A 13481-nucleotide genomic window follows, 5' to 3' on the forward strand; every position below is an offset into this window, starting at 1 on the left:
ACCGTCACTGTAGGACAGCGATGTGACGATCAAGTGAACTGGGTGCTCCGGACGGTTCCCGCCTCGCTCACCCGCCGCCGACCGCCCTCAACCGGCCGCCGGGGCCGCCGTCCGCGGCTCGCCCGCGCTCACCCGGCGAGCGCGGACATCCATTCCTCGATCTCGTCCGCCTGGCGCGGCAGCGCGGACGACATCAGCCGGGCTCCGTCGGCCGTGATGACCAGGTCGTCCTCGATGCGGACGCCGATCCCGCGCAGTTCAGGCGGCAGCGTCAGGTCGTCGGGCTGGAGATAGAGGCCCGGCTCGACGGTCAGCACCTGGCCCTCCTCCAGCACGCCGTCGAGGTAGGTCTCCGCCCGCGCCCGCGCGCAGTCGTGCACGTCGAGGCCGAGCATGTGGCCGCTGCTGCACAACGTGTAGCGCCGGTGCAGTCCCGCGCCGGCCTGTGCCCGCGTCAGCAGACCCCATTCGACCAGCCCGTCGGAGATGACCCGCATCGCGGTCTCGTGGAAGTCGCGGAAGCGCGCCCCCGGGCGCAGCGCGGCGATGGCCGCCGTCTGCGCCTCGTACACCAGGTCGTACACCTGCCGCTGCACCGGGCCGAACCGGCCCGACAACGGCAGCGTGCGGGTGACGTCAGCCGTGTAGAGGTTGTCGCCCTCGACCCCGGCGTCCAGCAGCAGCGTCTCGGCGGGGTCGAGCCGTCCGTCGTTGCGGATCCAGTGCAGCACACAGGCGTGCGCCCCGGAGGCCACGATGGACTGGTAGCCCACCGCGTTGCCCTCCAGGCGCGAGCGCAGCCCGAAGACGCCCTCGACGTACCGCTCGCCGCGCGGATGCGCGATCGCCGCGGGCAGCGCGCGCACGACGTCCTCGAACCCGCGCACGGTCGCGTCCACCGCCTGCTGCAGCTCCGCGATCTCCCACTCGTCCTTGACCAGCCGCAACTCCGCCAGGACCGCGGCCAGCTCGGCGTCGCCGTCCGCAGGGGAGACCAGCGCGTCGACCGAGGCGTCCACCCCGCGCAGCACCCGGGCCGGGCGGCGCAGCGCCGCCGGCAGGCTCTCGATGGGCGCGCACTCGATCTGGTACGCCGCCTCGGTCTCGGCGAGACCGGGCCGGCGGCCCACCCAGAACTCGCCGTACCGCCGGTCGCGGTAGAACTCCTGCGACTCGGCCCGGGACGGGCGGGGGCGCAGGAAGAGCCGCGCCTCGCCGGACGGCTCGATGACGAGGACCTCGTCGGGCTGCTGGGCTCCCGTCAGGTAGGCGAACGCGCTGTGCGCCCGGAACCGGTGGTCGTCGTCGTTGCTGCGCGCGACCAGGGTGCCGGAGGGGATGACCAGCCGCTCGCCGGGCAGGCGTTCGGCGAGCCGGGCCCGCCGCTTGGCGGCGTACGCGGCGACGGGCAGCGGCGCCGGCGCGGTCTCCGCTGCGCCGGCCCAGCCGCCCCGCATGAACTCCGCGAGCGCCGCCGGGATCGGGAGATCGTGACTTCCCGTGTTGAGCTGCTTGTCCGTCATCGATCATCTCCAGGTGGCGGCGATATTTGGCCATCGTAGGGGCGGAGGCCCTTGACGAGGGAAGACGGTCGCTGTTGCCTGGGGAAACAGGATGCGCCGCGCCGGGCGGCCGGCGCGGGAAAGACGGGGACGAGTCCCCCGGGTGCCCCTGGGAAGGCGGTGTCGATGCTTATCGGGACGATCTTGCAGAGTAAGGGAACAGGCGTGGCGACCGTTCCACCGCACGCCACGGTGTCAGAGCTTCTCGCCCGGCTGGCGGAGCTGAACATCGGTGCGGTGGTGGTGTCGGAGGATGGCCTGTCCATCGACGGCATCGTGTCGGAACGCGACGTCGTCCGGCGGCTGCACGAGCACGGGGCCGCGCTGCTCGGCCGGCCCGTCTCGTCGATCATGACCTCGGAGGTGCGCACCTGCGGCCCGGACGCCAACGTGGACGACCTGCGCCGCACGATGACCAACCACCGGATCCGGCACGTGCCCGTGGTCCGCGACGGCCGGCTGGCGGGCATCGTCAGCATCGGCGACGTGGTCAAGACTTCGATCCAGGAACTGGAGAGCGAACGGGAGGCCCTGGTCGGCTACATCAACGGCTGACGGCCCCCCGCGGGGCGGGGCCGCCCTCGGCCGCCTCGCCCCGTGCCGCCGCGCGGGCGGCGATCTAGACTGGCTCGTGTGAAGCTGAAGCTGGACCTCCACGACATCTACAACAAGGGCAGCGAGATCGACCGGGCGCTGCACGGCATCATCCAGGAGGCCGTACGCAAGAAGGCGACGCAGGTGGAGATCATCCCCGGCAAGGGGTCCGGCCAGCTCAAGAAGAAGGTGCTGCGCTTCCTGGAGCAGAAGGAGATCAAGGCGCTCTACCACCGGATCGACAAGGACGCCAAGAACCACGGCCGTCTGTTCGTCTATTTCCAGTGGAAGTAAGGGCCCGACGCGTGATCGTTGCCGGGCGCTCTATGAGGTGACCGCTGCGCGTGCCGTGGCTCGGGGGCTCATCGGTTATTGGCCGACGCGGCCGTCGATGCGCTCGCGCAGGAGGTCGGCGTGGCCGCAGTGCCGCGCGTACTCCACGATGTGCGCCACCAGGATGTCGCGAAGCTGCAGGTCCGCCCCGTCTGGGCCGAGGTCGGAGACGCCGGCGTTCCAGGTGCCGAGGTCGGCGACTCCGGCCACGAACTGGTCGGTGCGCTCCACCTCGGTGCGCCACTGCCGCCAGGCATCCTCCACGACCGCCGGGTCGGCGATCGCGCCGTTCCAGTCGCCGTCGCGGTCCTCGTCGGTGCGGTACAGGTGCGGCGCGTCCTCGCCGGCCATGACCCGGCGCAGGTGTCTCTCTCCCTCAGTCAGATGCCGCACCAGCCCAAGCAGGGACATCGTGGACGGTGGTACGGACCGCTGGGCAAGCTGTTCGGCATCCAGGCCCGCGCATTTCATTTCCATGGTCAGGCGGTAGTGGCGCAGATAGTCGAGCAGCACGCCTCGTTCGTCGATCGCCGCGACATCGGTTTCGCGCGGGTCGTCGTCCGGGTCGACCCACATGTCGCGGTACACGGTCGACTTCGTCCAGCGCGTGAGAAGGGGTTCGCCCGCATCAGAGGTGGTCATCACAGCATCCTCGGCCATGTGGACTCCGGGAGCCACCGAATATCCGCGCGGTCGCACGCCCCTCGTCAGCGACCGCGACCCGGACCAGCCGAACACCGCCCAGGTCGGTGTTTCGCGGCCTCCACCTGCACCACTTGAGTGCCGCCGAAGCGGCGGTCCAGACGATCTCCATCGTGGTGCCGGCCGTTGTCCTGCCCGTCGTCGTGCTCCTGATGGCCGGTGGACTCGGGCAAGCGAAGATCAGAACATGACTCGATGGATCCCTGGGGAGGAGAGGCCGCGCCGCCACCGGCCCCGGACGCCCGGCGCCGGGCTGGTCGTCATCGCCGTGGCGGTACGGTCACGGGCGCGCGCGTGACCTCCACCGCGACCGGGACGGCGTCGGACGACGGGACCCGCACCAGGCCGGGGACGGCGGCACCGGGGGCCACGGCACCGCCGGTGGTGGCCTCCCGGCCGATTCCGCTCCCGCTCCCGCGTAGGACTTCGGCGCCGTACGCGGACCGGTGCACCGGGCTAATCTCCGGGCTGGTCGCCGGGGCGCTCGGGCGGCCCGCGAGTCGGCAGGCGAGGCAACGGTCGTGGCCCGTCATCGGGTCCTTCACCCGCCAGTCCCACTGCTCCGGAGGCCGGGGGCCACTGGGCTTGCCCCACCCCGCGAGGTGCAGCGCCCAGGTGACCAGACCACCCAGGACGATCACGGCGAGGCCGAGGCGGATGCCGAGCGGCCAGGCCGCGCACATCGCCACCCCCACCGTCGTGCAGCCGGCCAGCACGACGGCGCAGCCGGTCCAGCCCGCGATCGTGTGCCCGAGATCGACGTCGTCGTGCAGGCCGCTCATGATTCTCCTCGATGCGGGGAAGAATTATCTTATCTACTAAACATCTTAGATACTAAGGAGACTGCCGATGGAGGGCAAGCCGCGCCCGGAGGCGACGCACGAGCAGGCCCTCGCCGGAATGGACCAGCTGATCGCGCTCAGCCTGGTCGGACAGCAGGACATCGCCCAGCGGCTCGGGCTGAACGTCACCGACCTGACCTGTCTCGGCTTCGTCCTGGCGGCGGGGGACGACCCGATCAGCGCGGGCACGCTCGCCCGGCAGGCCGGCCTCACCACGGGCGCGGTGACCGGCGTGCTGAACCGCCTCGAACGGGCCGGGTACGCGCATCGGGAGGCGGACCCGGCGGACCGGCGGCGGGTGCGGGTCGTCGCCGACCCGGACGCGGTCGTCACGGCGACGGCCGTATACGAACCCTTCTACCGGAGGCTCAACGAGCTGTTCGCCGACTACACGCCCGGCGAGATCGCCGTGCTGTCCGACTGGTTCACCCGCGCGGGCGACCTCATGCGGACGTACCTGGAGGAGATCCGGCGCGACGAGCACGCCGGTGTGCCCCGCACCCGGCGCACGCGGAGTCGCTGAGGCCGCCGGAGACCGGCGAGATCCGCGACCTCCCGGAGCGCGTCGAAGGGGCCCTCGCCAGTCGGCGGGAGCGGCGGTGGCCGGTCAGCCGCTGAGCGCGGGCCCGGGCCGGAGGCTCAGAGCTTGCGGAAGTGCCATGCCTCCTCGGCGGCGGCCAGCACGCCGTCGAGAGACGCTCCGCCGCCCGCGGCCACGACCGCGGAGACGGCACCCTCCACGAACGGCACGTCGGCGATCACCACCCGGCCGGGGCTCTCCAGCAGCCGGGCGGTCAGCACCGAGCTGCCCAGGTCGGGGATCAGCACGACACCGTCCCCCTGGTCCACCTCCTCGACCGCCGCGCTCACCCGGTCGGGGCTGGTGCCGAGACCGCCGTCCTCGGTGCCCCCGGCCGCCGCCAGCGGCACCTTCGCCCCGCCGATCTGCCTGGCCAGCGCGGCCGTCTCCGCGGCCAGGCCGCCGCTGTGCGAGATCAGTACGATGCCGACCATTCGTCACTCCTGCCGTGCTGCGTGATCGGAACGTGAGCCGGGCGCGCCACGTCCTCCCCGGAAACGCCGCGCCCACCTCCCGGTCATCGGGAGGCGGCGGCCCTGAGCGCGCCGAAGACGAGAGCGGTCGAGGCCGCGCCGGGGTCCTCGTGCCCGACGCTGCGTGGTCCCAGGTAGCTCGCCCTGCCCTTGCGCGCCTGCAGCGGCACCGTGGCCCTCGCCCCCCCCGCCGCCGCCGTGGCCGCCGCCTCCAGGGCCTCCTCCGGCTTCAGCCCGTCCCGTACGGCCCGGGACAGCGCCGCGGCGGCGGGGGCGAGGGCGTCGACCATCGTCTTGTCGCCCTCCGCCGCCGAGCCGAGGCGCCGTACGCCGGCCAGGGCCGCGTCCACGCCCGCGCTCAGCTCGGCCGGCGAGATCTCGGTGGCCTCGCCGAACGCCTTGCCCATCTCCCGGAAGGCGGTGCCGTAGAGGGGGCCGGAGGCGCCGCCCACCTTGCGGATCAGCGTGGTGCCCGTCAGCACGAGGAGCGCGCCGGGGGTCCCCGGCGGGGCGGCGGCCAGCGCCTCGCCTACGGCGGTGAACCCGCGGTCGAGGTTCGTCCCGTGGTCGGCGTCGCCGATCGCGGCGTCCAGCTCGGTGAGGTGGTCGCGCCCGGCCCGTACGGCGGAAGTGATCTCCTCGATCCAGGCGGCGAAGAACTCGGTGTTCACGAAGCGGCTCCCAGGGCGGATCTCAGGACGGATCTCAGGGCGGATCTCAGAGGGGGTCTCGGGACCGAGCTGAAGGCGCCTTCCGGGGCACACGTCCCGGCCGGGCGGCGGTCAGCGGCCCCAGCGCAGCGCGGGCGTCTCCACCGGCGCGTCCCACAGCCGGGTGAGCTCGCCGGTCAGCGCGCAGGTCGTCACCATGAAGCCCTGCATGTCGAGGCTGGTCACGTAGTTGCCGACCAGGCTGCGCACGACCGTCGCGCCCTTCTCCCGAAGGTACGCCTCCACCTCGGCGAAGACGACGTACAGCTCGATGAGCGGCGTCCCGCCCATGCCGTTGAGCATCACCAGCGTCTCGCCGGACGGCGGCAGGTCGTCGGCGATCGCGTCCACGGCGATGCGGGCGATCTCCCGGGCCTCGCCCATCGCGGCGCGGGCGCGGCCGGGCTCGCCGTGGATGCCGATGCCGAGCTCGATCTCCGTCTCGCCGAGTTCGAAGGTGGGCTTGCCCGCCGCCGGCACGGTGCAGGGCGTCAGCGCCACGCCGAAGGACCGGCTCCGCTCGTTGACCTCCCGGGCCACCCGCGCCACCTCGGCGAGGGGCGCGCCGGTCTCCGCCAGCGCACCTGCGATCTTCTCCACGAACAGCGTGGCGCCGGTGCCCCGGCGGCCCGCCGTGTAGAGGGAGTCGCGCACGGCCACGTCTTCGTTCACCAGCACGGTGGCGACCTCGACGCCCTCGTCGCCGCTGAGCTCGGCGGCCATCTCGAAGTTCAGCACGTCGCCGGTGTAGTTCTTCACGATGTGCAGCACGCCCGCCCCGCCGTCCACGCCCTTGGTGGCCTCGACGAGCTGGTCGGGCACGGGCGAGGTGAAGACCTCCCCGGGACAGGCCGCGTCGAGCATGCCGTGCCCGACGAACCCGGCGTGCAGGGGCTCGTGCCCCGAGCCGCCGCCGGAGACCAGCCCGACCTTGCCGGGACGGGGGCCCTCCGCGCGGAAGACGACGGCGTTCTCCAGGTCCACGCGGAGCGAGGGGTGGGCCGCGGCCATGCCGCGCAGCGCGTCGGAGACGAGCGAGCCGGCGCCGTTGATCAGCTTTTTCACAGACGTCTCCCTCGTTCCTCCACGCGCTTCCTCGCGCCGCCGCAGGCCCGATCGGCCCGTCCTCGACCTTCGTCCGCGCGGACCGGCCGCGTCAAGGGCCGTCGTCCGTACGGCTCCGCTTGTGTAAAGCGCGTCATATGGCGTTCGGGGGTGGCGGTGTAGGAGGATCGGCAGGGGGTGTCCAGACTGTTGGGGAGGCGGAATGTCGGTGTTGCGGGATCTGGTGGACGGCATCCGGGGAGGGGGGATCGACGTCCTGGACCTCACCGCGCCGTTGAGCGAGCGGACACCGATCCTCGCCCTGCCGGAGCCGTTCGGCCAGACGGTGCCGTTCACGCTCCAGGAGATCAGCCGGTACGACGACCGCGGCCCGGCCTGGTACTGGAACAACTTCACGACCGGCGAGCACACCGGCACGCACTTCGACGCCCCGGTCCACTGGGTGACCGGGCGTGACGGCGAGGACGTGTCGCAGGTCGCCCCCGCCCGGCTGATCGCCCCCGCGGTCGTGCTGGACTTCAGCGCTCAGTCGGCGGAGAACCCCGACTTCCTGCTGGAGATCGACCACGTCAAGGCTTGGGAGTCCGAGCACGGCCCGCTGCCCGACGGCGGCTGGCTGCTCTACCGCACCGGCTGGGACGTACGCGCCCACGATCAGGGGGAGTTCCTCAACGCCGACGAGACGGGCCCGCACACGCCCGGCATGTCGGCCGACTGCGCCCGGTTCCTCGCCGAGGAGACGCCGATCGCGGGCATCGGCGTGGAGACCGTGGGCACCGACGCGGGCGCCGCGCACTCCTTCGACCCCGCGTTCCCCTGTCACTCGTTCCTGCTCGGCGCGGGCAAGTACGGCCTGACCCAGCTGCGTAACCTCGACCGGCTGCCGCCGGTCGGCGCGGTGGTGATCGCGGGCCCGCTGCCGATCGTCGGCGGCTCGGGCAGCCCGGTCCGCGTGCTGGCGCTGGTGGAGCGGTGAACGTCGCGGAGGCCGTCGGCGCGGTCCTCGCCTCCCTCGGCGTGAGGGCGGCCTTCGGCGTCGTCGGCAGCGGCAACTTCCACGTCACCAACGCGCTCGCCGAGCACGGCGTCCGGTACGTCGCGGCGCGGCACGAGTGCGGCGCCGCCACGATGGCCGACGCGTACGCGCGGATGAGCGGCACGGTCACGGTCGTGTCGGTCCACCAGGGGCCCGGCCTGACCAACGCGCTGACCGGCGTCACCGAGGCGGCCAAGAGCCGGACGCCGCTGCTGGTGCTCGCCCCGGAGGTGACCTCGCCCACCTCCAACTTCCGGATCGACCAGACCGCGCTCGCCGAGGCCGTGGGCGCGCACTGCGCCCGGATCGGGTCGGCCGAGACGGTCGTGGACGACACCGTGATGGCCTTCCTCGCCGCCCTGCTCGGGCGGCGCACCGTGGTGCTCAACCTGCCGCTGGACGTGCAGGCCGAGGAGCTTCCCGAGGAGGTCGCCGGGTCCGTACGCGAACTGGTGGCGGGCCGGGGCGGCGCGCACCGCGGCGTGGCGAGCCGCGTCCCCGCGCCCTGGGGGCTCACCTTCCCCCTGGAGCCGCCCGCCGAGGCGGCCGCGGAGGCGGAGGAGGGGGAGCCCGAAGGGCTCGCGGCGGAGCCGTCCGACGCGCTCACCCGGTTCGCGCGGCTGCTGGCCGGTGCGAGCCGCCCGGTCTTCGTGGCCGGGCGGGGCGCGCGGGGCGCCCGACGCGAACTGGAGGCGCTCGGTGAGCACGTCGGCGCGCTGTTCGCCACCTCGGCGGTCGCCAAGGGCCACTTCCACGGCAGCCCCTGGGATCTCGACGTGAGCGGCGGGTTCGCCACCCCGCTCGCGGCCGAGCTGATCCGCGAGGCCGACCTCGTCGTCGGGTGGGGGTGCTCGTTCACCATGTGGACCACCCGGCACGGCACGCTCATCGGGCCGGAGGCCAAGGTGGTCCAGGTCGACCTCGACCCCGACGCCCTCGGCGTGCACCGCGAGGTGGACCTCGGAGTCGTCGGCGACGTCCGTGAGACCGCGCGGGCGGTCGGCGCCCTGCTCGCCGGGCCCGGGGGCCGCGGTGAGCCCGCGACCGGCTACCGCACCCCCGAGATCGCCGCACGGATCGCCCGGGAAGGGCGCTGGCGCGACGTCCCGTACGAGGACACCAGCGCGGGGGGGCGCATCGACCCCCGCACGCTGACGATCGGGCTCGACGACCTGCTCCCGGAGGAGCGCCTGGTGGCCGTCGACTCGGGCAACTTCATGGGCTATCCCTCGATGTTCCTCACCGTGCCCGACGGCAGCGCGTTCTGCTTCACCCAGGCGTTCCAGTCGATCGGTCTGGGCCTCGCCACCGCGATCGGGGCGGCCCTCGCGCGGCCCGACCGCGTGACGGTCGCCGCGCTGGGCGACGGCGGCGCCCTGATGGGCATCGCCGAACTGGAGACGGTCGTACGGCTCGGCCTGCCGATGATGATCGTCGTCTACGACGACGAGGAGTACGGCGCGGAGGTGCACCACTTCGCCCCGCACGGGCTCCCGCTCGGCGTCGTCACCTTCCCGCCCGTGGACATCGCCGGGATCGGCCGGGGCTTCGGGTGCGAGGCGGTGACCGTGCGGACGGAGGAGGACCTGGCCGGCGTCGCCGCCTGGCTGAAGGGCCCGCGCGACAAGCCGCTCGTCGTCCACGCGAAGGTCACCGCCGACACCCCCGCGTGGTGGCTGGAGGAGGCGTTCCGCGGGCACTGAGGCGCGGTCCCGCGTGACACGTCCGAGGAGAACGGGCGGCCGTAGAAGTTACGCGTGAGTAGGTTACGGTTTCAGGCATGGCTGAGATCGTGTACCCGCCGGTTCTGCGGACCGCCCTGACCGCCTTCAGACTGCTCGACCTCAGGTTCCACCTGGAGGGCACGGAGCGGATCCCTCGCGGCGGCGGCGCGGTCCTGGCGAGCAACCACGTCAGCTACCTCGACTTCGTCTTCGCCGGCTTCGCGGCCCACCCCGCCGGGCGGCTGGTCCGGTTCATGGCGAAGAAGGAGGTCTTCGACCATCCCGTGTCGGGTCCCCTGATGCGCGGCATGCACCACATCCCGGTGGACCGGTCGGCCGGCGCGGGCGCCTACGACGCCGCCGTACGCGCCCTGAAGGACGGCGAGATCGTCGGGAACTTCGCCGAGGCGACGATCAGCCGGTCGTTCACGCTCAAGGAGATCAAGAGCGGCCCGATCCGGATGGCGGCCGAGGCCGGTGTGCCGGTGATCCCGGTCGCCCTGTGGGGCGGCCAGCGGCTGTGGACCAAGGGGCGGCCCCGCCGGCTGCTGCAGCGGCACGTCCCGATCACGATCCTGGTCGGCGAGCCCCTGCACCCCGGCATCGGCGACGACATCGCCGGGCTCACCGCGGACCTGCGGCGGCGGATGGCGGACCTGCTCGACGAGGCCCAGCGGACCTATCCCGACCGGCCGGAGGGCGTGTGGTGGCAGCCGGCCCATCTCGGCGGCACCGCCCCCACCCCCGAGGAGGCCGCCGCCCTCGACGCCGCCGACCGCTCCCGGCGGAGGTAGCCCGAGGCTCGCCGTCACCGGCGGGCCCGCCCGCCGGTGTGACACCGCTGCGCGAGATATGACCGCTTCCGCAACAAGGCTGTTACGTACAAGGCTTGACCATAAGTCAAGGGGCGGGGATAACTGGCTCGGGGGCCTCGCAATCGTCACCTTGGAGCCGTGCATGAGCATCGTGCCCTCGTCCCCGCTGGTCGGGCGCGCACCCGAGCTGGCGACCCTGATCGACGCGATGGCCCGCCCGCCCGCGGTGGTCCTGGTGGAGGGCGAGGCGGGCATCGGCAAGACCCGGCTCGTCCGCGCCGCGCTGGACCGGCTCCCGCGCGGCGACCGCGCCGTCCTGCTCGGCTACTGCCACCAGATCCGCGAGCCCTTCCCGTACGGGCCGGTCTTCGAGGCGCTGCGGGACATCAGGGGACGGCTCCCGGCGGCGCACCGGCTCAACCCGGTCACCGGGGCGCTGCGCGGGCACCTGCCCGAACTGGCCGGCGCGCTGCCCCCGTCGCCGCAGCCGCTGAACGATCCGCGGGCCGAACGGCACCGGGTGTTCCGGGGGATACGCGCCCTGCTGACGGCCGTCGGACCGGCCGTGCTGGTGATCGAGGACCTGCACTGGGCCGACGACGGCACCCGCGACCTGCTGCGGTTCCTGAGCGGCCAGCCGCCAGAGGGCCTCGCGGTCGTGGTGACCCGCAGGCGCGAGGAGGGCGGTCCGCCCGGGCCGCCGCTCGGCCTCGCCTACCGGCACCAGCCCGACACCGCGCACCTGACGGTCCGGCTGACCCCGCTGGACGTGTCCGGCGTGGGCAGCCTGGCCGGCGCGCTGCTGGAGCGCTCCGACCTGCCGGCCGGGTTCGTCGCGCGGCTGTACGAGCGCACGGCCGGCATCCCGTTCGTGGTGGAGGAGATAATCCGTTCGCTGCCCGGCGTCGAGGAGCCCGACGCCCTGGAACGTGCCGGTGTGCCGCTGCTGCTGCGTGAGGCCATGGCGGAGCGGATGGCCTGCCTGTCCCCGGCGGCGGTGGGCGCGGTGCAGGCGGCGGCGGTGCTGGGGCTCCCCGCGGACGAGCATCTGATCGCGGCGGTGAGCGGCGACTCCGCCGGGCTGGGCGAGGCGCTGCGCGCCGGAGTGCTGCACGAGCACCCCGGCGGCCGGTACGGCTTCCGCCACGCGCTGGCCCAGCAGGCCGTCTACGACGCCGTTCCCGGCCCGGACCGCAGGTCGGCGCACGACCGGGCGATGACCGCGCTCGGGGCGATGGAGTCGCCGCCGCTGGTGCAGCTCGCGTTCCACGCCCGGCACGCCGGGGACACCGCGGCCTGGATCGGCCACGGCACGGCCGCCGCCCGGCAGGCCGCCGCGCTCGGCGACACCGCCCTGGCCGTGGAGGTCATCGAGGGGATGCTCGACGATCCCGGCCTGCCCGCCCCGGCCCGCGGCCCGCTCGCCCTCATGCTGAGCCGGCTCGCCGCGACCGGCCTGTCGCACCAGCGGGTGGTACGGCTGCTCCGTCACCTGCTGCGCGGCGAGTTCCTGTCCGGCGACGTACGCGGCGAGGTGCGCCTGAACCTCGGTCTGGTGCTGTCCAACCAGGCCGGCGACGTCGCCGCCGGGCGGCCGGAGATGACGGCCGCCCTCGCCGAGCTGAGCGACCGCCCGACGCTGGCGGCGCGCGGCTGGGCCAGCCTGGCGATGCCGGAGTGGGGTGACGAACCGGTGTCGGAGCACGCGGGATGGATGGCCCGCGCCGAGGCGCTCGTCGCCGCCGCCGACAACCCGGAGCTCGCGGCGGCGGTGCTGGCCAACCGGGCCTCCTTCGAGATGACGATCGGGTCCGCCGACGCCTTCGCCGTCGCCGCCCGGCTTCCGGTCGCCGACCCCGTCACGGAGGTGCGGCGGGAGGCCGCCCGGGCGTTCTGCAACCTGCACGACTCGGCGACCACGCTGGGGCTCTACGGTGCGGCCGAGCGGTTCGCGCGGGAGGGCCGGCGGCTCGCGCTGGAGACCGGCGCGCAGTATCCCGCCTATCTCGTCGAGGCCTCCACGATCCGCAGGGAGTGGCTCACCGGACGCTGGGACGGGCTCCGCGACCGGGCGGCGTCCCTGGGGGAGCTGGCCACCGAGACCCCGCTGATCGCGGTGGACCTCTGGCTGGTGCTCGGCCTGCTCGCCCTGGCGACGGGCGAGTGGGAGGAGGCACTCAAGCACTTCCACAACGCGGGGCTGGACGCGCCGGAGTCGCGGCACGCCCCGGTCGTGGCGGCCGCCGCCGGTGGCCTCGTCGAGCTGCACCTCGCCCGCGGCAGGGTGGACGCCGCGGTGGCGGAGGCCGAGCGGGCGGTCGTCCGGCTGCGCCGCAAGGGCGTGTGGGTGTGGGGCGCGACGCTGGTGCCGTCCGCCGTGACCGCGTTCGCCGCGGCCGGCCGGCTGCGCGCGGCCCACGACCTGGCGACCGAGTACGCCGGAGGAGTCGCGGGCCGGGTCGCCCCCGCCGCGCACGCCGCGCTCGACGCCGCGCTGGCCGCGCTCGCGTCCGCGGAGGGCCGGCACGCCGACGCCGCCGGCCTGTTCGCCCGCGCCCGCCGGGCGTACGGGGTCCTGCCCCAGCCGTACGCCGCGGCGCGGGCGGCGGAGGGCGAGGCGCGGGCCCGGCTCGCCCTCGGGGACGGAGCCGCCACCCCCGCGCTCAGGGAGACGGCCGAGCGGTACGCCCGCCTCGGCGCGACGCACGACGCCGCCCGCTGCCGGCGGCTGCTGCGCGAGATCGGCGTGGAGGTCCGGCTGCCGGGCGGGCGGGGGAGGAAGGCCGGCGGGCTGTCGCAGCGGGAGAAGGAGGTGGCCCGGCTCGTCGCGCTCGGCCGGACCAACCGGGAGATCGCCGATGTGCTCTTCCTGTCGACGCGCACGGTGGAGACCCACGTCGCCACCGTGCTGCGCAAGCTCGGCGTCCGCTCGCGGACCCAGATCGCGCCGCCCGCCTGACCACGTCCGGCCCGGCACGAACCGCGCGAGCCTCGCCGTCGAGGCCACGGAACGCGGGAACCCCCGGGACCGGTGGAGCCGGTCCC

The 13481-nt window shown here is 74.0% G+C and carries 13 protein-coding genes; 7 read left to right on the top strand and 6 right to left on the bottom strand.

The window, feature by feature from the left end; genetic code table 11:
* Positions 1 to 128 precede the first annotated feature (128 nt).
* Entirely contained in the window at positions 129 to 1523 is a 1395-nt protein-coding gene (locus tag FED44_RS26170; protein WP_138462378.1) for an aminopeptidase P family protein, read from the bottom strand.
* A 165-nt stretch (positions 1524 to 1688) separates the two neighbouring features.
* Between FED44_RS26170 and FED44_RS26175 the strand changes: the two genes are divergently transcribed.
* Together FED44_RS26175 and FED44_RS26180 are read left to right on the top strand one after the other, a co-directional pair.
* On the top strand, positions 1689 to 2117 hold the full coding sequence (locus FED44_RS26175; protein WP_117409046.1) for a CBS domain-containing protein: 429 nt from the start codon (positions 1689 to 1691) through the stop codon (positions 2115 to 2117).
* 78 nt (positions 2118 to 2195) lie between these two features.
* Complete coding sequence (locus FED44_RS26180; RefSeq protein WP_036321177.1) at positions 2196 to 2450, top strand: Smr/MutS family protein; 255 nt, start codon at positions 2196 to 2198, stop codon at positions 2448 to 2450.
* A gap of 75 nt (positions 2451 to 2525) precedes the next feature.
* On the opposite strand, the gene FED44_RS26185 is transcribed toward FED44_RS26180, so the two are convergent.
* On the bottom strand, positions 2526 to 3131 hold the full coding sequence (locus FED44_RS26185; RefSeq protein WP_208759174.1) for a DinB family protein: 606 nt from the start codon (positions 3129 to 3131) through the stop codon (positions 2526 to 2528).
* A gap of 320 nt (positions 3132 to 3451) precedes the next feature.
* Positions 3452 to 3973, bottom strand: a complete 522-nt coding sequence (locus FED44_RS26190; RefSeq protein ID WP_187406021.1) for an HGxxPAAW family protein — start codon at positions 3971 to 3973, stop codon at positions 3452 to 3454.
* Between the two features lie 67 nt (positions 3974 to 4040).
* On the opposite strand from FED44_RS26190, the gene FED44_RS26195 reads away from it, so the two are divergent.
* Entirely contained in the window at positions 4041 to 4556 is a 516-nt protein-coding gene (locus FED44_RS26195; protein WP_138462379.1) for a MarR family winged helix-turn-helix transcriptional regulator, read from the top strand.
* Between the two features lie 116 nt (positions 4557 to 4672).
* On the opposite strand, the gene dhaM is transcribed toward FED44_RS26195, so the two are convergent.
* The 3 genes from dhaM to dhaK all read right to left on the bottom strand — a co-directional run bounded on the left by dhaM (position 4673) and on the right by dhaK (position 6861).
* A complete protein-coding gene (dhaM, locus tag FED44_RS26200) occupies positions 4673 to 5047 on the bottom strand; it encodes a dihydroxyacetone kinase phosphoryl donor subunit DhaM (protein WP_138462380.1) in 375 nt (124 codons plus the stop codon).
* Between the two features lie 83 nt (positions 5048 to 5130).
* Entirely contained in the window at positions 5131 to 5757 is a 627-nt protein-coding gene (gene dhaL, locus FED44_RS26205; RefSeq protein WP_138462381.1) for a dihydroxyacetone kinase subunit DhaL, read from the bottom strand.
* Between the two features lie 111 nt (positions 5758 to 5868).
* Entirely contained in the window at positions 5869 to 6861 is a 993-nt protein-coding gene (dhaK, locus tag FED44_RS26210; RefSeq protein WP_138462382.1) for a dihydroxyacetone kinase subunit DhaK, read from the bottom strand.
* Positions 6862 to 7063: 202 nt separating this feature from the next.
* Here dhaK and FED44_RS26215 point away from each other — a divergent pair, with 202 nt between their 5' ends.
* From FED44_RS26215 to FED44_RS26230, 4 genes are all read left to right on the top strand, one after another.
* Positions 7064 to 7837: a cyclase family protein gene (locus FED44_RS26215; RefSeq protein WP_117409037.1), complete on the top strand. Its 774-nt coding sequence runs from the start codon at positions 7064 to 7066 to the stop codon at positions 7835 to 7837.
* Complete coding sequence (locus FED44_RS26220; RefSeq protein ID WP_117409038.1) at positions 7834 to 9600, top strand: thiamine pyrophosphate-binding protein; 1767 nt, start codon at positions 7834 to 7836, stop codon at positions 9598 to 9600. Before FED44_RS26215 ends, FED44_RS26220 begins: the two co-directional genes overlap by 4 nt.
* Before the next feature lie 77 nt (positions 9601 to 9677).
* On the top strand, positions 9678 to 10415 hold the full coding sequence (locus FED44_RS26225; RefSeq protein WP_138462383.1) for a lysophospholipid acyltransferase family protein: 738 nt from the start codon (positions 9678 to 9680) through the stop codon (positions 10413 to 10415).
* Positions 10416 to 10578: 163 nt separating this feature from the next.
* Positions 10579 to 13395 carry an ATP-binding protein gene (locus FED44_RS26230; protein ID WP_138462384.1) on the top strand — a complete coding sequence of 939 codons (2817 nt, stop codon included), beginning with the start codon at positions 10579 to 10581 and terminating at the stop codon, positions 13393 to 13395.
* The last annotated feature ends 86 nt before the right edge of the window (positions 13396 to 13481 follow it).

The sequence above is a fragment of the Microbispora triticiradicis genome (genome assembly GCF_005864065.1).
GTDB lineage: Bacteria > Actinomycetota > Actinomycetes > Streptosporangiales > Streptosporangiaceae > Microbispora > Microbispora triticiradicis.